The 19,266-nt window shown below is 64.3% G+C and carries 15 protein-coding genes; 2 read left to right on the forward strand and 13 right to left on the reverse strand.

Going from position 1 to position 19,266, the window contains the following annotated elements; translation table 11 throughout:
* Positions 1-58: 58 nt before the first annotated feature.
* Positions 59-958 carry a LysR family transcriptional regulator gene (locus tag AB688_RS12065; RefSeq protein ID WP_063544314.1) on the reverse strand — a complete coding sequence of 300 codons (900 nt, stop codon included), beginning with the start codon at positions 956-958 and terminating at the stop codon, positions 59-61.
* A 100-nt stretch (positions 959-1,058) separates the two neighbouring features.
* Between AB688_RS12065 and AB688_RS12070 the strand changes: the two genes are divergently transcribed.
* On the forward strand, positions 1,059-1,817 hold the full coding sequence (locus AB688_RS12070; protein WP_054892693.1) for a sulfite exporter TauE/SafE family protein: 759 nt from the start codon (positions 1,059-1,061) through the stop codon (positions 1,815-1,817).
* Between the two features lies 1 nt (position 1,818).
* Here the strand turns inward: AB688_RS12070 and AB688_RS12075 are convergent, their stop codons facing one another.
* Both AB688_RS12075 and AB688_RS12080 read right to left on the reverse strand, forming a co-directional pair.
* Positions 1,819-3,237, reverse strand: a complete 1,419-nt coding sequence (locus AB688_RS12075) for a GGDEF domain-containing protein (protein ID WP_063544316.1) — start codon at positions 3,235-3,237, stop codon at positions 1,819-1,821.
* 146 nt (positions 3,238-3,383) lie between these two features.
* Positions 3,384-5,216: an SLC13 family permease gene (locus AB688_RS12080; protein WP_054892695.1), complete on the reverse strand. Its 1,833-nt coding sequence runs from the start codon at positions 5,214-5,216 to the stop codon at positions 3,384-3,386.
* 162 nt (positions 5,217-5,378) lie between these two features.
* On the opposite strand from AB688_RS12080, the gene AB688_RS12085 reads away from it, so the two are divergent.
* Positions 5,379-7,175: a glycoside hydrolase family 15 protein gene (locus AB688_RS12085; protein ID WP_063544318.1), complete on the forward strand. Its 1,797-nt coding sequence runs from the start codon at positions 5,379-5,381 to the stop codon at positions 7,173-7,175.
* Between the two features lie 78 nt (positions 7,176-7,253).
* Here the strand turns inward: AB688_RS12085 and nuoN are convergent, their stop codons facing one another.
* The 10 genes from nuoN to nuoE form a co-directional block, all read right to left on the reverse strand.
* Positions 7,254-8,723 carry an NADH-quinone oxidoreductase subunit NuoN gene (nuoN, locus tag AB688_RS12090; RefSeq protein WP_054892697.1) on the reverse strand — a complete coding sequence of 490 codons (1,470 nt, stop codon included), beginning with the start codon at positions 8,721-8,723 and terminating at the stop codon, positions 7,254-7,256.
* Between the two features lie 7 nt (positions 8,724-8,730).
* The gene (nuoM, locus tag AB688_RS12095) at positions 8,731-10,263 is read right to left on the reverse strand and encodes an NADH-quinone oxidoreductase subunit M (protein WP_054892698.1); all 1,533 of its coding nucleotides are present in this window, start codon (positions 10,261-10,263) and stop codon (positions 8,731-8,733) included.
* 58 nt (positions 10,264-10,321) lie between these two features.
* Positions 10,322-12,175 carry an NADH-quinone oxidoreductase subunit L gene (nuoL, locus tag AB688_RS12100; RefSeq protein ID WP_054892699.1) on the reverse strand — a complete coding sequence of 618 codons (1,854 nt, stop codon included), beginning with the start codon at positions 12,173-12,175 and terminating at the stop codon, positions 10,322-10,324.
* A complete protein-coding gene (gene nuoK, locus AB688_RS12105) occupies positions 12,172-12,480 on the reverse strand; it encodes an NADH-quinone oxidoreductase subunit NuoK (RefSeq protein ID WP_023631349.1) in 309 nt (102 codons plus the stop codon). The genes nuoL and nuoK overlap by 4 nt, the downstream gene beginning before the upstream one ends.
* Positions 12,481-12,483: 3 nt before the next feature.
* The gene (gene nuoJ / locus AB688_RS12110) at positions 12,484-12,984 is read right to left on the reverse strand and encodes an NADH-quinone oxidoreductase subunit J (protein ID WP_054892700.1); all 501 of its coding nucleotides are present in this window, start codon (positions 12,982-12,984) and stop codon (positions 12,484-12,486) included.
* 10 nt (positions 12,985-12,994) lie between these two features.
* The gene (gene nuoI, locus AB688_RS12115) at positions 12,995-13,543 is read right to left on the reverse strand and encodes an NADH-quinone oxidoreductase subunit NuoI (RefSeq protein ID WP_011534620.1); all 549 of its coding nucleotides are present in this window, start codon (positions 13,541-13,543) and stop codon (positions 12,995-12,997) included.
* Positions 13,544-13,554: 11 nt separating this feature from the next.
* Entirely contained in the window at positions 13,555-14,562 is a 1,008-nt protein-coding gene (gene nuoH / locus AB688_RS12120) for an NADH-quinone oxidoreductase subunit NuoH (protein WP_016488222.1), read from the reverse strand.
* Positions 14,559-17,273: an NADH-quinone oxidoreductase subunit NuoG gene (nuoG, locus tag AB688_RS12125; protein WP_063544320.1), complete on the reverse strand. Its 2,715-nt coding sequence runs from the start codon at positions 17,271-17,273 to the stop codon at positions 14,559-14,561. The genes nuoH and nuoG overlap by 4 nt, the downstream gene beginning before the upstream one ends.
* 132 nt (positions 17,274-17,405) lie before the next feature.
* Entirely contained in the window at positions 17,406-18,770 is a 1,365-nt protein-coding gene (gene nuoF, locus AB688_RS12130; RefSeq protein ID WP_063544322.1) for an NADH-quinone oxidoreductase subunit NuoF, read from the reverse strand.
* A complete protein-coding gene (gene nuoE, locus AB688_RS12135) occupies positions 18,767-19,264 on the reverse strand; it encodes an NADH-quinone oxidoreductase subunit NuoE (RefSeq protein ID WP_012313767.1) in 498 nt (165 codons plus the stop codon). Before nuoE ends, nuoF begins: the two co-directional genes overlap by 4 nt.
* Between the last annotated feature and the right edge of the window lie 2 nt (positions 19,265-19,266).

Raw genomic sequence — 19,266 nt, forward strand, 5'->3', positions numbered from 1 at the left:
CCAGGAGTGAAGCGGCCTTTGTTAAATTGAGCAGAATTTGTACAGCGCCATCTTGGGGTCAGGGACGTGCACGACGCATCGCTTGCAGCAGTTCACGGACCCGAGCCGGTTGTTCGCCTGGCGGATAGAGCGCATGCATCTGTGGATCCTGGCCGCTGCTGGAGGTCAGGTGATACGCCGGACATACCCGCAGCAAGCGCCCGGCCTGCACTTGTGGTTCGCCCAGCCAGTCGGCGAGGCGGGCGATGCCGGCGCCTGCCAGCGCGCTTTGATACACCGCAGTGCCAGCGGACAGGCGCAGGCGCGGACGTGGTCGCAGGCTGGTGATCTGGCCGTCGCGGCAGAAGTGCCAAGCCTTGAGGATGCGTGGAGCGGTGTGCAGGATCAGCGCATGGCCGCTCAACTCCTCTGGCTCCAGTGGCAAACCGTGTTGCTGCAGGTACGCCGGGCTGGCGTACAGGTGGCGGCGGTAGGTCCACAGTGGATAGCCGATCAGTTCGCTTGACTGGGGAAAGGCGCCGCGCACGACGAAATCGAACTTGCCTTGCACCGGGTCCAGGGCCTGGTCGACGAACTGTACGTCCAGGGTTACCTGGGGGTGACGCTGGGAAAAGTCTGCGAGTACCGCTGGCAGTACTTTCTGGCCTAACAGTTCGGGCACTGCGAAGCGGATCCAGCCTTGCGCCGAACCGCTCAGCGCCGCCAACTCATCGGCGGCATCACGTTGCACCTCCAGCAAGCGTTGTGCATGTGGCAGCAGGTGCTCACCGGCTTCGGTCAGGGTCACGGCGTTGGCACTGCGATTGAGCAGGCGGGTGCCAGCGTTGTCCTCCAGTGCTTGCACTGCACGGGTTACGGCGCTGGGTGAGCGCCCCAGCGCGCGGGCAGCGGTAACGAAGCTGCGCTTATGGGCGACGCTGACGAAGGCCTGTATTTCGCGCAGCATGTCCAGTGCCATGGCGAGTTCCTCATTGCGGTTTGTGCAATATGGCATTTCAACACAGGTGCGGCCATTTGATTAGGCTTTGCGCACGCTCTCCCTGCCTGGAACCTTTCAAATGACGGATATCGTCCTGTTGTCCCTGTTCGCCTTCGCTGCCGGATTGATCGATGCTGCGGTCGGCGGCGGCGGGCTGATCCAGATTCCTGCATTGTTCAATGTGTTGCCCGGTGCTCAACCGGCAGCGCTGCTGGGCACCAACAAGTTCGCGTCGGTGTGCGGCACGGCTTTCGCTGCGCGCTCGTTCATTCGCAAGGTCAGCCTCGACTGGGGGCTGATCGTGCCGGCGATGGCCAGTGCCTTCGTGATGTCGTTCGTCGGGGCTGCGACCGTGTCGTTGGTCCCTCCCAGTGTGATGCGCCCAGCGGTGCTGGTGCTGATCGTGTTGATGGCGATCTACACGTTCTGCAAGAAGGACTTCGGTGCCGTGCACACACCGACGCGCATCGGCCGCAGGGAACAGTGCCTGGCGGTACTGATCGGCGGTGCCATCGGTTTCTATGACGGTCTGTTCGGCCCTGGCACGGGCAGCTTCCTGATCTTCCTGTTCATCCGCTTTTTCGCCCTGGATTTTCTCCACGCCTCGGCGTCGGCCAAGCTTGTGAACATCGCCACCAATCTTGCAGCGCTGGTGTTCTTCGTGCCCTCGGGTAACGTGCTGTGGGCCATTGCATTGCCGATGGCGGTGTTCAACATCCTGGGGGCTTTGACGGGTACCTGGTTGGCGGTACGCAAGGGGGCAGGGTTCGTGCGCGGGCTGTTCCTGGTGCTGCTGTGCGTGCTGATCGGCAAGCTTTCGTGGGACTTGATCGGCTGACTCAGACGACCTGGCGCTGGGCCTGCTCGACACGATTGCGGCCATGGGCCTTGGCGCGATACAGCGCCTGGTCGGCGTCGGCCAGCAAGGCATCAAGGTCGGCTATCGGTTGGCTATCGTTGCAGCCACTGACACCGATGCTCACGGTGATACGCAGTGGCACCTCGCCTTGCACCATCTGCAGGTCCTGCACGGCCCGGCGCAGACGCTCGGCAGTGAACGCGGCCTGTTCAGGAGCCAGCCCCGGAATGACGATGACGAACTCCTCGCCACCCAGGCGTGCGAACAGTTCGCCATCGTGCAGTTGGTCCTGCAGTGCCCTGGCGCATTGGCGCAGGACGTAGTCGCCGACGGCGTGGCCATGGCGATCATTGATGGCCTTGAAGTAGTCGATATCGAGCATCATCAAGGTCAGCGGCAGCGTCTGGGCATGCTGCTGCCGGCCTTCGAGCAGGGCGTTGGCCTGGCGAGTGAAGGCGCTGCGGGTCAGGGCGCCGGTCAGGTGATCGATGGTCGCCTGGTGCGCCAGGCGCGACAGCAGGGCGCGGTTGGCGTTACTCACGCAGGCCACCACCAGCGGCCCAAGCACCAGCATGGCGATGCCCAGGCGAGCCGACATCAGCGCAGTGACGCCAGGCTCGCTCTGCGGCACGCTGAAATGCATCAGGTTCTGGGCTACGGCAACGATGAGGGTGCTACCCGCTGTCAGGGTCAGCAACGAAAGCATGAAGGGGGAGTAACTCAGGGCGCACCACAGCAGCGCAGAAATGGGGAAGGCGATTGCGCCAGGGCCGCCGAAAACGATACTGAGCACCAGCGACGCCAGCAGCACCAGCAAGGGTGCCAGTCGCACAGGCAGCCCTCCGCTGCGCACCAGGGCCGGGAGCGACGGCGCAGTGAGCATGATCGGCAGCACGAGTACGCTGGTGGAGAACTGTTCGCTGAACCAGGCCAGCCAGGTGGTGCGCAATGACTGATCGAACCAGGGCGCGGCCATCACGCAGGCGAGGCTCGCAGCCACCACGGCCCCTGCGGCACAGGCAGCGAAGACGCGCAGTACGCCGTGAGGTGTACGCAGGCGCCGGTGGGAGCGGGGCAAGTGCGCCAGCAGACGCCAGAGAGTGACGATCGCACCGACGTTGCACAGGTTGAACCACAGGGCCGGGCGCCACTCGCTGCCACAGATCAGATCAGCACTGACCATCGCCAGGTACATCAGGGCCACGCCCAGGATACTGCCCTGGCGGGGATGGCGCAGCAGAACCCCGGCCAACACCGCATTGACCGGCCAGAACAGCGACAGGGATTCGATCGGCCTGGCCAGGATACCGCCCAGCGTCAGGGCGAAGGTCAGGCCAAACAGGATCAACGGAGGCAGCAGGCGCGACTGGGCTGAAAACACCATGGGCTCGACCGACAAGCGGGAACGTAATCCAGGACGACTACAGCGAACACCTGGGACACATGGCTTGCAGTGTGGTTCATGAAACGAATTGATGTCAATTGGATATTAGTTTGTGCCGATCCTCCCTGATATTTCAGGTTTGGTACAGGTTTTCAGCCGGCTCACTGCAACCCGAAGAACCAGGGCACCATCACCACGGTCACACCCATCACCAGCAGGGTGAAGGGCACACCGATCTTGACGAAGTCGGCGAAGCGGTACTGGCCCGGGCCGAGCACCAGGGTATTGACCGGCGAGGACACCGGCGTCATGAAGGCTGCCGAGGCGGCCAGGGCCACGGTCATGGCGAAGGGGTACGGTGACATCCCCAGCTGTTGCGCCGTGCTGATTGCAACCGGAGCCATGAGCACTGCCGTAGCCGTATTGGAGATGAACAGCCCGATCACTGCGGTGAGGGCGAACAGGCAGGCCAGGATGGCCAGCGGGCCGGCGCCGCCGAGCAGGCCGACCAGCCCGGTGACGGCCAGGTCGATGCCGCCGGTCTTCTGCAGGGCCAGGGCGAAGGGCAGCATGCCGACGATCAGTACCAGGCTTTGCCAATGGATCGCGCGGTAGGCGCTGTTCATGTCGATACAGCGCCCGGCGCCCATCAACAGGCAGCCGATCAGCGCAGCGAGGACATTGGGTACCAGGCCGCTGACCATCAGTCCGACCATCACCGCCAGGCTCAGCAAGGCGTGCGGAGCACGGGCGCGCGCAGGCGCCACCTGATCGACTTCGGCTGGCAGGCTGAGTACCAGGAAGTCGCGCGGCTGACTTTGCAGCTGGCGCACGGCCTTCCAGGGGCCGATGACCAGCAGGGTATCGCCCAGGCGCAGTTTCTCTTCCACCAGTTGCTCATCGACCGCGTTCTGCTCGCGGCGCAAGCCGACCACATTGAGGCCGTAGCGACTGCGAAAGGCCAGCTCCAGGATAGTCTTGCCAATCAGTTGCGAACCGGGCGGCAGCGAGACCTCGGCCATGCCCACTTCCTGCGATTGATCGATGAAGTAGGCGGCCTTGAAGTGCAGGGGTTCCAGTTGCATGGTCTGGCACAGGCTGCGCAGATCGTCGCGATTGGCGAAGAGGTCGAGCAGCAGCACATCGCCCTGTTGCAGCAAGGTGCCGGAGTCGGCGGCGATCACCCGGGTGGTGAATTTGTGCTGGCGCTCGATGCCGACCACATTGGCGCCATGGCGGGTACGTAATTCGAGTTCGCCAAGGGTATGGCCGATCAGCGGCGAATGTGGACGAATGCGCAGCCGCCGCTCGCGGCCGCTGAGTTTGTAGTCCAGCACCAGGTCGAGCAGGGTGCGACGGCTTTCGCTGCGGCCGTCCTTGCGCACCTCGCCGTTGAGCCAGCGGCGGGTCAGCAACATGTAGCCCACGCCCAGCACCAGGATGACCAGGCCGAACGGGGTGAAACTGAAGAAGTTGAAGCCCTCCAGCCCATGGCGTACCAACTCGCTGTGCACCACCACGTTCGGTGGCGTCGCCACCAGGCTGAGCATGCCGCTGATCAGGCCGGCGAAGCTCAGCGGCATCATCAGGCGGCTTGGCGAGCGCTTTTGACGCGCAGCGATGCTCAGCACCACCGGGATGAAGATCGCCACCACCCCGGTCGAACTCATTACCGAGCCAAGCCCGGCGACTGCGACCATCAACAGCACCAGCAAGCGTGCCTCGCTGTTTCCGGCGCGTTCGCTCATCCAGTCGCCGATGCGGTAGGCGATGCCGGTGCGCACCAGGCCTTCGCCGATCACGAACAGCGCGGCGATCAGCACCACGTTGGGATCACTGAAGCCGGCCAGGGCCTGCTCGACGGTGAGGATGCCGGACAGCGGCAGAAACAGGATCACCAACAGGGCAACCACATCCATACGGGGGCGGTTGAGGATGAACAGGGTGACGACGATGGCCAGCAGGCCGAGGACCAGGAGCAGGTCGGAAGACATGGGGCAGGGTGATCCTTCACGGGTTGGGGCTGGGGAGAACAGTAGCAGGCCAGGGAGGCGACGTCGTTGATGTACTGCAGGATTCGGGCGAGGGGCGCAAAGCGTGCTCGGTTGTGGTCACAAGCAACAGAGCGAACCCAAGCCTCAATCCAAGGAGCTCCAATGCCCGCGCACATCGAAGACTATGCCCTGCTTGGCAACTGCCGTAGCGCAGCCCTGGTCAGCCGCGATGGTTCGATCGACTGGCTGTGCCTGCCCCGTTTCGACGCCCCGGCGGTGTTCGCCGCCTTGCTCGGCAATGAAGAAAATGGTCGCTGGCGCCTGGCGCCCAGCGACCCGGTGGAGCAGTGCAGCCGGCAGTACCTGGGCGATACCCTGGTACTGGAAACCACCTGGACCACTGCCAGCGGCCGTGCCCGGGTACTCGACTGCATGCCCCTGGGTGAAGACAACGCCGTGCTACGCATCGTCGAAGGTCTTTCGGGGCAGACCCGATTCGAGCTCGATCTGGTGCTGCGCTTCGACTATGGCCGCAGTGTTCCCTGGGTGGAGCGGCTCGATCCACTGACCCTCAGTGCCGTTGCCGGCCCCGACCGGCTGATCCTGCGTAGCACGGTCGGGTTGCATGCAATGGACCATCACAGCGTCTGCCGCTTTCATGTGGGCGCGGGCGAGCGGCAGGTGTTCGCCTTGCGTCATCAACCCTCGCACCTGCCCGACACGCCGGATTTCGACGCTGATCAGGCGCTCGCACGCACCCTGGAGCTCTGGCAGGACTTCGCTGCCCGCTGCCCTGACATGGGGCCGCACAGCGCTCTGGTGCGTCGCTCGCTGTTGACCCTCAAGGCGCTGACCTATGCGCCCACCGGCGGGATCGTCGCTGCGGCCACCACCTCGCTGCCCGAGCGCATTGGTGGCGAGCGTAACTGGGACTATCGCTATTGCTGGTTACGGGACGCCACCATGACCCTGCTGGCGTTCATGAACCTGGGGTACTTCGATGAAGCGCAGGCCTGGCGCGAATGGCTGCTGCGCTCGGTGGCCGGTAATCCGGAGCAGATGCAGATCATGTATGGCCTGGCAGGCGAGCGCGACCTGGCCGAGTTCACCTTGCCCTGGCTGGCCGGGTATGAACGCTCAAGCCCGGTGCGCATCGGCAACGCAGCCTCCGGGCAGCGCCAGCTGGATATCTATGGTGAGGTGGCCGATGCCATGGCCCAGGCGATCAAGGGCGGGCTGCCCCGCCACCCTCGCAGTGCCGCAATCGCCCGGTTGATCATGCCGTATGTGGAGCGCATCTGGCGCGAGCCCGACGAAGGAATCTGGGAGGTGCGTGGCGGTCGCCAACAGTTCGTGCATTCGAAGGTGATGGCCTGGGTTGCGTTCGACCGTGCGGCGAGTCTGGCTGAAACCACCGAGGAGGATCGCGAACGGGGCAGGCATTATCGTCAGGTAGCCGAGCAGATTCACCGAGAGGTGTGCGAGCTGGGGCTGGACGCTGGTGGGCAGTACTTCGTGCAGGCCTATGGTTCGAGCGAGCTTGATGCCAGCCTGCTGCAGATTGCCCTGACCGGTTTTCTGCCAGCGGAAGATCCGCGTTTCTTGCGGACGCTGGAACAGATCGAGCATCGTCTGCTGAAGAATGGGTTGTTGCTGCGCTACGACAGCGACAGTTGCAGCGACGGCCTTGCGCCTGGGGAGGGGACCTTCCTGGTGTGTTCGTTCTGGTTGGCTGACGTGTATGTGCTGCTGGGGCGTCAGGCCCAGGCGCAGGCCTTGTATGACCGCCTGACCGGGTTGTGCAACGACGTGGGCCTGCTGGCCGAGCAGTACGATCCGCTCGGGCAGCGAATGCTGGGGAATTTTCCCCAGGCGTTCAGTCACATCGGCATTATCAATACCGCATTGAATCTGCACCGAGCTGAATGCCCGGCGCGGGACCGTGCTCGCTGTGGTTGAAGGCGGTGGCCGGTTTTACCGGTGCCAGAAACAAGACACCCCGCCGAGGCGGGGTGTCTTGATACAGCGCAGAACGGATCAGCCCACCAGGTGCAGGCCAGCCTGCTGAACGAGTTCCAGCAACGGCTGCGGGTATACACCCAGCACGAAGGCCAGGATCGCAACGGCCAGCAGCATGACGCCGCCGGTACGCTGTTCCCACTTCAGCGGCGCATCGTGACGACGCAGGTTCGGCTCTACCAGGTACAGGGTCACCATGACCCGCAGGTAGTAGTACACGCCGATGGCGCTGCCGATCACCAGAGCACCGACCAGCCACCACAGGTGCGATTCGACGCCGGTGGCGATGATGTAGAACTTGCCGATGAAGCCTGCAGTCAGCGGGATACCGGCCAGCGACAGCATCATCACGGTCAGTACCGCGGTCAGGTACGGACGGCGCCAGAACAGGCCGCGGTACTCGTACAGCGCGTCGGCGTCACGGCCGGCGTACGGCGAGGACATCAGGGTGATCACGCCGAAGGCGCCCAGGCTGGTGATCACGTAGGTGACCAGGTACACGCCCATGGCCTCCAGTGCCAGGCCCTTGCTCGCCACCAGGGCGATGACCAGGTAACCGAAGTGGGCGATGGACGAGTAACCCAGCAGACGCTTGAGGTTGCTCTGGGTCAGCGCCAGCAGGTTACCGACCAGGATCGAGGCGACGGCGATCACTGCCAGTACGGTGCTCAGCACGCCACTGCTGGCGGCAGGGGAGAGCATGAACAGGCGCACGACCACGGCGAATACCGCAACCTTGCTGGCGGTGGCCAGGAAGGCGGCGACCGGTGCCGGGGCACCTTCGTACACGTCCGGCGTCCACAGGTGGAAAGGCACGAGCGACAGCTTGAAGGCCAGGCCTACCAGCATCATGCCCAGGCCCAGCTGGGCCAGCAGGCTTGGCATGCTGGTGGCGGCCAGGGCCTTGCCCAGCTGGTCGAAGGTCAGGGCGCCGGCATCGGCGTAGAGCAGGGCCATGCCGAACAGCAGGAAGGCCGAACCTGCAGCCGAGAGCACCATGTACTTGATGCCGGCTTCCAGCGAGCGCTTGTTGAAGAACGCATAGGCTACCAGGCCATAGACCGGCACCGACAGCAGCTCCAGGCCGATGAACAGGCCTGCCAGGTGGTTGGCGCTGACCAGCACCAGGCCACCGAGCGCCGACATCAGCAGCAGCAGGTAGAGTTCTTCACGGTTGCCCGGGAAGCCCTTGGAGCCTTCGCCCAGGTAGGCGTGGGCGAGGGTAACGCAGGCCAGGGTGGCCACCAGGATGATCGCCATGTACAGGCAGGCGAACTTGTCGATGGTCACCAGCGAGGTGACCGCCAGCGGTGCGACTTTCAGTGCCGGCAGGATCGACAGCAGGGCCAGGTTCAGGCCCACGGTGGACAGCAGGAAAGTCTGCGAGTGGTTGCGCTTCCAGGCGATCGCCAGCATCACCACCACCGTGGTGATGGTGGTGATCAGCATCGGCGCCAATGCGATGAAGTGTTGAGTGGTGAATTCCATAGCGCTCTTACCGGGCCGAAGCGAGTTGAGTGAAAGCGGAACCGAGCCACTGCTGCACACCGCTCATGGTGGCGGCAGAGGTGTCGAGGAACGGCTGCGGGTAGACGCCCAGCACGATCAGCAGCACCGCCAGGCCCAGCACCATGATCAGCTCGCGTCCGTCCATGCCGGCCAGCACGGTGTCGGCTTTGGCCGGACCGAAGTAGGCGCGGTGGATCATGATCAGCGAGTAGACCGAACCGAACACGAGGCCGGTGGTGGCGATCACGGTGATCCATGGCACGTGGGCGAAGCTGCCGATCAGGATCAGGAACTCGCCGACGAAGTTGCCGGTGCCCGGAAGGCCCAGCGACGCGGCGGCGAAGAACAGGCTGATGGCTGGCAGATACGCGATGCGGTGCCACAGGCCACCCATCTGGCGCATGTCACGGGTGTGCAGGCGCTCGTACAGCTGGCCGGACAGGATGAACAGCGCCGCAGCCGACAGGCCGTGGGCCAGCATCTGGATCACCGCACCCTGCAGGGCTTGCTGGCTGCCGGAGTAGATACCGATCAGCACGAAGCCCATGTGCGAGACGCTGGAGAAGGCGATCAGGCGCTTGATGTCGGTTTGGGCGAAGGCCAGGAAGGCACCGTAGAAGATACCGATCAGGCCCAGGGTCATGGCGATCGGCGCGAACTCGGCCGAGGCGTTCGGGAACAGCGGCAGGGCGAAGCGCAGCAGGCCGTAGGCGGCAGTCTTCAGCAGGATGCCGGCGAGGTCGACGGAGCCTGCAGTCGGCGCCTGGGCGTGGGCGTCAGGCAGCCAGGAGTGGAACGGAACCACTGGCAGCTTGACCGCGAAGGCGATGAAGAAGCCCAGCATCAGCAGGTATTCGACACCTGGCGGCAGCTGTGCCTTGAGCAGGTCGCTGTAGTTGAAGGTGATCACGCCGGTGGCGTTGTAGTTGACCAGCACCAGGCCAAGGATCGCCACCAGCATGATCAGGCCGCTGGCCTGGGTGAAGATGAAGAACTTGGTCGCCGCGTAGATCCGGGTCTTCTTGCCATCTGCCGAGCTGTGACCCCAGAGCGCGATGAGGAAGTACATCGGCACCAGCATCATTTCCCAGAAGAAGAAGAACAGGAACAGGTCCAGCGCCAGGAACACACCGACCACGCCGCCGAGGATCCACATCAGGTTGAGGTGGAAGAAGCCGACGTGGCGCTGGATCTCTTTCCACGAGCACAGCACCGACAGCACACCGAGCAGGCCGGTGAGCAGGATCATCAGCAGCGACAGGCCGTCCAGGGCCAGGTGGATGCTGATGCCGAAGCGCTGGATCCACTGGACTTTGTATTCCACAGCCCAGGCAGGTTCGGCGCCCGGAGCGGGGGCGAGGGTGTAGTCACCGGTGCCCCACAGCCACAGGCCGATACCGAGCAGCAGGGACATGGTCAGCAGCGCGATCCAGCGCGGCAGGGTGGCGCCGAAGCGCTCACCCAGCCAGCACAGGAAGCCGCCGATGAAGGGGATCAGGATCAGCCAAGGCAGAATCATGACGGGTTCGTTTCCTTTCGCAGAGTCGCAAGGTTCGCGAGGTTCGCAATATTCATGGTCATACCGCGGCCACTACCACGGCGCCGAGCACGAGCACGGCACCTACGGCGATAGAGGCGGTGTACCAGCGCAGCTGACCGGTCTCGGTCTTGCTCATGGCGACGTGGCCGCCGCGAGCCATGCGAGGAATCAGGCCGATACCGCGGTCAACCGGGTCCTTGCGCAGGATGTGGCTGATCAGCAGGTAAGGTTTGACGAACAGCTTGTCGTAGATCCAGTCGAAGCCCCAGGCGGCGAACCACCAGGCCGACAGGACGCGACCGATGCTGCTGTTGGCGATCGCGGTGACCAGGCGACGTTTGCCCAGGAACAGCACCGCAGCCAGCAGGATACCGGCGATGGCGATGGCGCCCGAGGCGATCTCCAGCGAGTGCTTGGCTTCGCCACCGGCATGACCGGCGCTCTCAGGCAGCACGCCTGCCAGCGGCGGGTGGATCCAGGCGCCGACGAAGGTCGACAGCACGATCAGCACGCCCAGCGGCAGCCAGTGGCTGATGCCGTGGCCAGCGTGGGCTTCGGTCTTCGCTTCGCCGTGGAAGGCGATGAAGATCAGGCGGAAGGTGTACAGCGAGGTCATGAACGCGCCGACCAGGCCTGCGTACAGCAGGTTGGTGTTGCCGCTGGCGAAGGCTTCCCAGAGGATCTCGTCCTTGGAGTAGAAGCCCACGGTCAGGATCGGCAGGGCGGCCAGGGCAGCACCACCGACCACGAAGCTGGCGTAGGCCAGTGGCAGCTTCTTCCACAGGCCGCCCATCTTGAAGATGTTCTGCTCGTGGTGGCAGGCAACGATCACCGCACCGGAGGCAAGGAACAGCAGGGCCTTGAAGAAGGCGTGGGTCATCAGGTGGAAGATCGCCGCATCCCATGCGCCAACGCCCAGGGCGAGGAACATGTAGCCGATCTGGCTCATGGTGGAGTAGGCGAGGATACGCTTGATGTCGGTCTGCACCAGCGCGGCGAAGCCGGCCAGTACCAGGGTGATGCCACCTACTACGCCAACCAGGTGCAGGATGTCCGGCGCCAGGGTGAACAGGCCGTGGGTACGGGCGATCAGGTAGACGCCTGCGGTGACCATGGTCGCGGCGTGGATCAGTGCCGAAACCGGGGTCGGGCCAGCCATCGCGTCGGCCAGCCAGGTCTGCAGCGGCAGCTGGGCCGATTTACCGACCGCACCACCGAGCAGCATCAGGGTGGCCAGGACCATCCAGGTGTCGCCCGCCTGGAATTTCTGCGGTGCCAGCACCAGCAGTTCCTGGACGTTCAGCGTACCCAGTTGGGCGAACAGGATGAACAGGCCGATGGCCATGAACACGTCGCCGATGCGGGTGACGATGAAGGCCTTCAGTGCCGCGTTACCGTTGTTGCGGTTGCTGTAGTAGAAACCGATCAACAGGTAGGAGCACAGGCCTACACCTTCCCAGCCGAAGTAGATGAACAGCAGGTTATCGCCCAGGATCAGGAACAGCATGCTGGCGATGAACAGGTTGGTGTACGAGAAGAAGCGCGAGTAACCGGCTTCGCCACGCATGTACCAGGAGGCGAACAGGTGGATCAGGAAGCCCACGCCGGTGACCACGCCGAGCATGGTGACCGACAGGCCGTCCAGGTACAGGGTGAAGTTCGGCGCGAAGCCGTCCACCGACATCCACTGCCACAGCAGCTGGCTGTACGCACCGCCCTCAGGCGGCGCGACGTTGAACTGCCAGATCACGTAGGCGGCGGTCGCGGCCGAGAGGCCGACCGAACCGACGCCGATCAGGGCGGACAGGTTCTCCGAGAACCGCCCGCGCGAGAACGACAGCAGCAGGAAGCCGATCAGGGGAAAGACGAAAGTCAGGAAGAGAAGGTTCATCCGCGCATCTCACTGGCAGCATCGATGTCGAGAGTGTGGAAGCGGCGATACAGCTGCAGCAGGATTGCCAGGCCAATGCTGGCCTCGGCGGCTGCCAGGCTGATCACCAGAATGAACATCACCTGACCGTCGGGCTGGACCCAACGGGCACCGGCGACGATGAACGCCAGGGCTGCGGCGTTCATCATGACTTCCAGGCTCATGAGCACGAAGAGGATGTTGCGGCGGACCATCAGGCCGACCAGACCTAAGCAGAACAGGATGCCGGCAACCGCCAGACCATGCTCGAGAGGGATAGCACCCATGATTTACTCCTTCGCCTCGTTGCGGCCCAGGTGGAAGGCGGTGACGGCCGCGGCCAGCAGCAGCATCGAGGCCAGTTCGACTACCAGCAGGTAGGGGCCGAACAGGCTGATGCCGACGGCCTTGGCGTCAACCGTGGTACCGCTGATGGCAGCACCGCTCGGATTGGCGAACAGCACGTACAGCAGCTCCAGCAGCAGCAGGGCGGCGAGGATCACCGGCCCTGCCCAGATGCCCGGCTTGAGCCAGCCACGCTCCTGGGCGACCGACGCCGGCCCCAGGTTGAGCATCATCACCACGAAGACGAACAGCACCATGATGGCGCCAGCGTAGGCGATCACTTCCAGGGCGCCGGCGAACGGCGCACCCAGGGAGAAGAAGATCATCGCCACGGAGATCAGCGAAATGATCAGGTAGAGCAGGGCGTGCACGGGGTTTGTGCCGGTCACCACCCGAAGGGTGGAGACCACGGCGATCCCGGATGCGAAGTAGAAAGCGAATTCCATCTTTCTGTCCTTATGGGAGCAAGCTCTTCACGTTGATCGGCTCGGCTTCGTTCTGCGCAGAGCCTTTCGGCTTGCCAGCGATGGCCATACCCGCAACACGGTAGAAGTTGTAGTCAGGGTTCTTGCCGGGGCCGGAGATCAGCAGATCTTCTTTCTCGTACACCAGGTCCTGACGCTTGAACTCGGCCATTTCGAAATCCGGAGTCAACTGGATCGCGGTGGTCGGGCACGCCTCTTCACACAGGCCGCAGAAGATGCAACGCGAGAAGTTGATGCGGAAGAACTCCGGGTACCAACGGCCGTCCTCGGTCTCGGCTTTCTGCAGCGAGATGCAGCCGACCGGGCAGGCCACCGCGCAAAGGTTGCACGCTACGCAGCGCTCCTCGCCGTCGGGGTCGCGGGTGAGGACGATGCGGCCGCGATAGCGTGGCGGCAGGTACACGGGCTCTTCGGGGTATTGCAGGGTGTCGCGCTTGCGGAACCCGTGGGAGAACACCATCACCAGGCTGCGCAGCTGAGTGCCGGTGCCCTTAACGATGTCGCCGATATATTTGAACATGGGTCAAATCCTCACTGGGCCGCGACGGCTGGCGTGTTGTAGAGCACGATCGCAGCGGTCACCAGCAAATTGATCAGGGTCAGCGGCAGGCAGAACTTCCAGCTGAAGTCCATCACCTGGTCATAGCGCGGGCGCGGGATCGAGGCGCGCAGCAGGATGAACAGCATGATGAAGAACGCGGTCTTCAATGCGAACCACAGGAACGGCAGTTGCGGCAGGATGCCGAACGGGCCGTGCCAGCCGCCGAAGAACAGGGTGACCAGCAGCGCCGAGATGAGGATGATGCCGATGTACTCACCGACGAAGAACATGCCCCATTTCATGCCGGCATACTCGATGTGGTAGCCGTCGGCCAGTTCCTGTTCCGCTTCCGGCTGGTCGAACGGGTGACGGTGAGTCACGGCGACGCCAGCGATGAAGAAGGTGCAGAAGCCGAAGAACTGCGGAATGATGAACCACAGGTTCTGGGCCTGGTATTCAACGATGTCGCGCATGTTGAACGAGCCCACCTGTACCACCACGCCCATCAGCGCCAGGCCCAGGAACACTTCGTACGACACGGTCTGCGCCGAGGCCCGCAAGCTGCCCAGCAGGGCGTACTTGTTGTTCGACGACCAGCCGGCGAACAGCACCGCGTAGACCGACAGGCCGGCCATGGCGAAGAAGAACAGCAGGCCGATGTTCAGGTCGGCAACGCCCCAGCCCGGTGTGATCGGGATGATCGAGAAGCCGATCAGCAGGGCGCTCATGGCCACGACCGGCGCCAGGGTGAAGATCATCTTGTCGACGAAGGGCGGGTTCCAGTCTTCCTTGAAGAACATCTTCAGCATGTCGGCGGCGATCTGGAACATGCCGAACGGGCCGACACGGTTCGGACCGTAGCGGTCTTGCCACCAGCCCAGCAGGCGGCGCTCGACGAAGCTGAGCAGGGCGCCGCAGACCACCACGGCGAGCAGCACCACGATAGCCTTGACGACCTGGATGATCACATCGATCACTTCGGGGGTGAACCAGCTCATTGTGCTGCCTCCTGCAGGCCTTCGACGGATGCACCGAAGATGGCGGGCGGAATGCCGGCCAGGCCTTTGGGCAACGCCACCAGGCCAGCGCCCAGTTCTTCATTGATGCGCAGCGGAAGGCGCAGCGAAACGCCCGCGACGGTCAGGCTCAGCAGTGCGCCGTCGTTGACGCCCAGGCGGTCGGCTTCGGACTTGGCAAGGCCCACGTAGGCCGCCGGGATACGTTCCTGTACCGGTGCAGCACGCGAAGAGTTCTCCTCGCTGCCGAACAGGTGGAAGAACGGCACGGCAGTCCAGGTCCCGCGCGCCGGGTTGAAGGCAGCCGGGATGCTGTTGAACCAGTTCAGGCGATCGCCTTGCGATTCGATCAGGCGCACGCCAGGGTCACCGGCACGCAGGTGGCCACCGACTTCATCCTGGAACTTGTTCCAGGCTTGCGGGGAGTTCCAGCCTGGCGACCAGGCGAATGGCACTTGCTGGCGCGGTTCGGCCGAGCCCGAGTAGCCCTCCATCGAGAAGGCGAACGCGGTGTCCTTGTCCTGCGGTGTGCGCGGCTCGTGAACGCTGATGTTGGCGCGCATGGCGGTGCGGCCCGAGTAGCGCAGCGGCTCACGGGCAAGCTTCATGCCCTTGATGCGGAACGCGGCGCTTGGCGCTGCGTTGACGATGCCAGCCAGTTGCGGTGCGGCGTTGGCGCAGGCGCTGGTGACGTGGTCCAGTTGAGTCCAGTCGACCGGCTTGTTCAGCAGGGTGGCACGCAGGGCGTGCATCCAGCGCCAGCCTTCGTGGATCTGGATGCTGCTGTCCAGGTACTGTGGGTCGAACACCTGGAAGAAGCGCTGGGCGCGGCCTTCCTGGCTGACCAGGGTGCCGTCGCCTTCGGCGAAGGAGGCCGCTGGCAGCACCAGGTCGGCGCGATCGCTGGTGGCGGTCTTGGAATGGTCGGCGACGATCACCACTTTTGCAGCGGCGAGCGCAGCATCGACCTTGGCCGCTGGCACGCGGGTGTACAGGTCGTTCTCCAGCACGACGATGGCGTCGGCCTTGCCGGTGATGACGGCGTCCAGTGCAGCATCGACCGAATCGCCACCCATCATGGCCATGCCGAGGCTGTTGGCCTCAGGCACGACCAGGCTCAGCGAGCCGTTCTTCTCGCGCAGCTTGAGCGCCTTGGCGATGTTGGCCGCGGCTTCGATCAGTGCGGCGTCAGCCAGCGAAGTACCGGCAACCACCAATGGGCGCTTGGCGGCGACCAGGGCGTCGGCGATGCGCTGGGCCAGCGCCTTCGCTTCGGCGTCCAGGCCTTCGACGGCGGGTGCGCTCGGGTCGATGGCGTGGGCCACGGCGAAGCCCAGGCGGGCGAGGTCGGCAGGGGCTGCGTGTACGCATTCCTCGGCGACGTCATCGAGCTTGGTCTCGGCCAGCGAGGCAATGAACAGCGGGTACAGCGCGTGCTGGCCGATGTTCTTCACCGCGGCGTCGAGCCATGGCTGCACCTTCATGCCTTCGGCCATGGCCTCGGCCTTGCCCTTGGTGGCCTGGCGAACAGCCAGGGCGACGCGGGCGGCGGTTTGCGTGAGGTCTTCGCCGAGTACGAACACGGCGTCGTGGTCTTCGATGTCGCGCAGGGTCGGCACCGGCAGCGGGCTGTTGTTCAGCACGTCCAGCACCAGGCGTACGCGGGCCAGCTCACCGGCTTCCATACCCGAGTAGAAGTAGTCGGCGCCGACCAGCTCGCGCAGGCCGTAGTTGCTCTCGAGGCTGGCGCGCGGCGAGCCGATGCCGACGATGGTACGGCCGCGCAGCAGGTCAGCGGCTTTGTCCAGCGCGGCGTCGAGGCCCAGCTTGCTGCCATCGGCCAGCAGCGGCTGGCGTGGACGGTCGCTGCGGTTGACGTAGCCGTAGCCGAAGCGGCCACGGTCGCACAGGAAGTACTGGTTCACCGAGCCGTTGAAGCGGTTCTCGATGCGGCGCAGTTCGCCGTAGCGCTCACCGGGGCTGATGTTGCAGCCGCTGGAGCAGCCGTGGCAGATGCTCGGGGCGAACTGCATGTCCCACTTGCGGTTATAGCGCTCGGAGTGGGTCTTGTCGGTGAACACGCCGGTCGGGCAGACCTCGGTCAGGTTGCCAGAGAACTCGCTCTCCAGCACGCCGTCTTCAACGCGACCGAAGTACACGTTGTCGTGGGCGCCATAGACACCCAGGTCGGTACCGCCTGCGTAGTCCTTGTAGTAGCGCACGCAGCGGTAGCAGGCGATGCAGCGGTTCATCTCGTGGGCGATGAACGGGCCGAGGTCCTGGTTCTGGTGGGTACGCTTGGTGAAACGGTAGCGGCGCGCGTTGTGGCCGGTCATTACCGTCATGTCCTGCAGGTGGCAGTGACCGCCTTCCTCGCACACCGGGCAGTCGTGCGGGTGGTTGGTCATCAGCCACTCGACGACGCTGGCACGGAACGCCTTCGACTCGTCATCGTCGATGGAGATCCAGGTGCCGTCGGAGGCAGGGGTCATGCAGGACATGACGATACGACCACGGGTGTCGTTCTCGTCGGTGTACTGCTTGACCGCACATTGCCGGCAGGCGCCGACGCTACCGAGCGCCGGGTGCCAGCAGAAATAAGGGATGTCGAGGCCGAGCGACAGACAGGCCTGTAACAGGTTGTCTGCACCGTTGACTTCGAGCGCTTTGCCGTCTACGTGGATAGTGGCCATGGTTCAAAGTTCTTCGTTGGCCCGCGTGAGCAGGCGTGGCTAATGGAAATCGGTGAGCTTGCGGCCGGCCACGAATCGTTCGGGCCGGCCTGCAAGCTGGCGGGTGGCACGGACCACCCGCGATTCATCTTGTTATGCGCCGACCACAATCGGCTTGGCCAGGTTCGGGCGCAGGGTGTCGGCAGCGCTAGCGGGCGCGACACCGGCCTCGAACTCGGACCGGAAGTATTTGATGGCACTGCCCAGCGGCTCCACGGCACCCGGTGCGTGAGCGCAGAAGGTGCGGCCTGGGCCGAGGAAGTTGACCAGACCCAGCAGGGTCTCGATGTCTTCGGCGCGGCCTTGGCCTTTCTCCAGGGCGCGCAACATCTTCACGCTCCATGGCAGGCCGTCACGGCATGGTGTGCACCAGCCGCACGACTCGCGGGCGAAGAACTCTTCCATGTTGCGCAGCAGCGAGACCATGTTGACGCTGTCGTCGACCGCCATGGCCAGGCCCGTACCCATGCGGGTGCCGACCTTGGCGATACCACCGGCGTACATCTGTGCATCCAGGTGTTCCGGCAGCAGGAAGCCGGTACCGGCACCGCCTGGCTGCCAGCACTTGAGCTTGAAGCCGTCGCGCATGCCACCGGCGTAGTCTTCGAACAGCTCGCGGGCGGTCACGCCGAATGGCAGTTCCCACAGGCCCGGGTTCTTCACCTTGCCGGAGAAGCCCATCAGTTTTGTGCCGTGGTCTTCGCTGCCTTCGCGGGCCAGCGACTTGTACCAGTCGTTGCCGTTGGCGACGATGGCCGGGACGTTGCACAGGGTTTCGACGTTGTTCACGCAGGTCGGCTTGCCCCACACGCCGACAGCGGCAGGGAAGGGCGGCTTGGAGCGTGGGTTGGCGCGGCGGCCTTCGAGCGAGTTGATCAGTGCGGTTTCTTCACCGCAGATGTAGCGGCCGGCACCGGTGTGCACGAACAGCTCGAAGTCAAAACCGGAGCCCAGGATGTTCTTGCCCAGCAGGCCTGCAGCCTTGGCTTCATCGATGGCACGGTTGAGGTTCTTCGCTGCCGTGGTGTACTCGCCGCGCAGGAAGATGTAGCCACGGTAGGCCTTCAACGCGCGGGCGCTGATCAGCATGCCCTCGACCAGCAGATGGGGCTGTTGCTCCATCAGCATGCGGTCTTTCCAGGTGTTGGGCTCCATTTCGTCCGCGTTGCACAGCAGGTAGCGGATGTTCATGGATTCGTCTTTGGGCATCAGGCCCCACTTCACGCCCGTGGGGAAGCCTGCGCCGCCGCGACCCTTGAGGCCGGAGTCCTTGACGCTTTGCACGATGTCGTCGGCGGACATGTCGGCCAGGGCCTTGCGGGCCGCAGCGTAGCCGTTCTTGGACTCGTACTCGGCCAGCCAGACCGGCTCGCCGTCATCACGCAGGCGCCAGGTCAGCGGGTGGGTTTCAGCCGAGCGCGCGATGCGGTTGGCCGGGCCGAAGGAAGTGATGGTCATACGTAACCCTCCAGCAGTTTGGAGACGCCTGCAGGCTGCACGTCGCCAAAGGTGTCGTCGTCGATCATCAGCGCGGGGGCCTTGTCGCAGTTGCCCAGGCAGCACACCGGCAGCAGGGTGAAGCGGCCATCGGCGGTGGTCTGGCCCAGGCCGATGCCCAGTTCGCTCTGGATCTGGCTGACGACCGATTCGTGGCCGCCGATGTAGCAGACCATGCTGTCGCACACGCGAATGATGTGGCGCCCGACCGGCTGGCGGAAGATCTGGCTGTAGAAGGTGGCCACGCCCTCGACGTCGCTGGCAGGGATGCCCAGCACTTCGCCGATCGCGTAGATGGCGCCGTCCGGCACCCAGCCGCGTTCCTTCTGCACGATTTTCAAGGCTTCGATGGACGCCGCGCGCGGGTCCTCGTAGTGGTGCATCTCGTGCTCGATGGCCGAGCGCTCGGTTTCGCTCAGGGCGAAACGGTCGGTTTGGATAAGCGTGCTGTTCATGC

Source organism: Pseudomonas putida, assembly GCF_001636055.1.
Classification (GTDB): Bacteria; Pseudomonadota; Gammaproteobacteria; order Pseudomonadales; family Pseudomonadaceae; genus Aquipseudomonas; species Aquipseudomonas machongensis.

Bases quoted from the DNA above. Each gene is read 5' to 3' on its own strand.
- AB688_RS12065 (WP_063544314.1), bottom strand. From the start codon at position 958: ATGGCACTGGACATGCTGCGCGAAATACAGGCCTTCGTCAGCGTCGCC.
- AB688_RS12070 (WP_054892693.1), top strand. From the start codon at position 1,059: ATGACGGATATCGTCCTGTTGTCCCTGTTCGCCTTCGCTGCCGGATTG.
- AB688_RS12080 (WP_054892695.1), bottom strand. From the start codon at position 5,216: ATGTCTTCCGACCTGCTCCTGGTCCTCGGCCTGCTGGCCATCGTCGTC.
- AB688_RS12085 (WP_063544318.1), top strand. From the start codon at position 5,379: ATGCCCGCGCACATCGAAGACTATGCCCTGCTTGGCAACTGCCGTAGC.
- nuoN (WP_054892697.1), bottom strand. From the start codon at position 8,723: ATGGAATTCACCACTCAACACTTCATCGCATTGGCGCCGATGCTGATC.
- nuoM (WP_054892698.1), bottom strand. From the start codon at position 10,263: ATGATTCTGCCTTGGCTGATCCTGATCCCCTTCATCGGCGGCTTCCTG.
- nuoL (WP_054892699.1), bottom strand. From the start codon at position 12,175: ATGAACCTTCTCTTCCTGACTTTCGTCTTTCCCCTGATCGGCTTCCTG.
- nuoK (WP_023631349.1), bottom strand. From the start codon at position 12,480: ATGGGTGCTATCCCTCTCGAGCATGGTCTGGCGGTTGCCGGCATCCTG.
- nuoJ (WP_054892700.1), bottom strand. From the start codon at position 12,984: ATGGAATTCGCTTTCTACTTCGCATCCGGGATCGCCGTGGTCTCCACC.
- nuoI (WP_011534620.1), bottom strand. From the start codon at position 13,543: ATGTTCAAATATATCGGCGACATCGTTAAGGGCACCGGCACTCAGCTG.
- nuoH (WP_016488222.1), bottom strand. From the start codon at position 14,562: ATGAGCTGGTTCACCCCCGAAGTGATCGATGTGATCATCCAGGTCGTC.
- nuoG (WP_063544320.1), bottom strand. From the start codon at position 17,273: ATGGCCACTATCCACGTAGACGGCAAAGCGCTCGAAGTCAACGGTGCA.
- nuoF (WP_063544322.1), bottom strand. From the start codon at position 18,770: ATGACCATCACTTCCTTCGGCCCGGCCAACCGCATCGCGCGCTCGGCT.
- nuoE (WP_012313767.1), bottom strand. From the start codon at position 19,264: ATGAACAGCACGCTTATCCAAACCGACCGTTTCGCCCTGAGCGAAACC.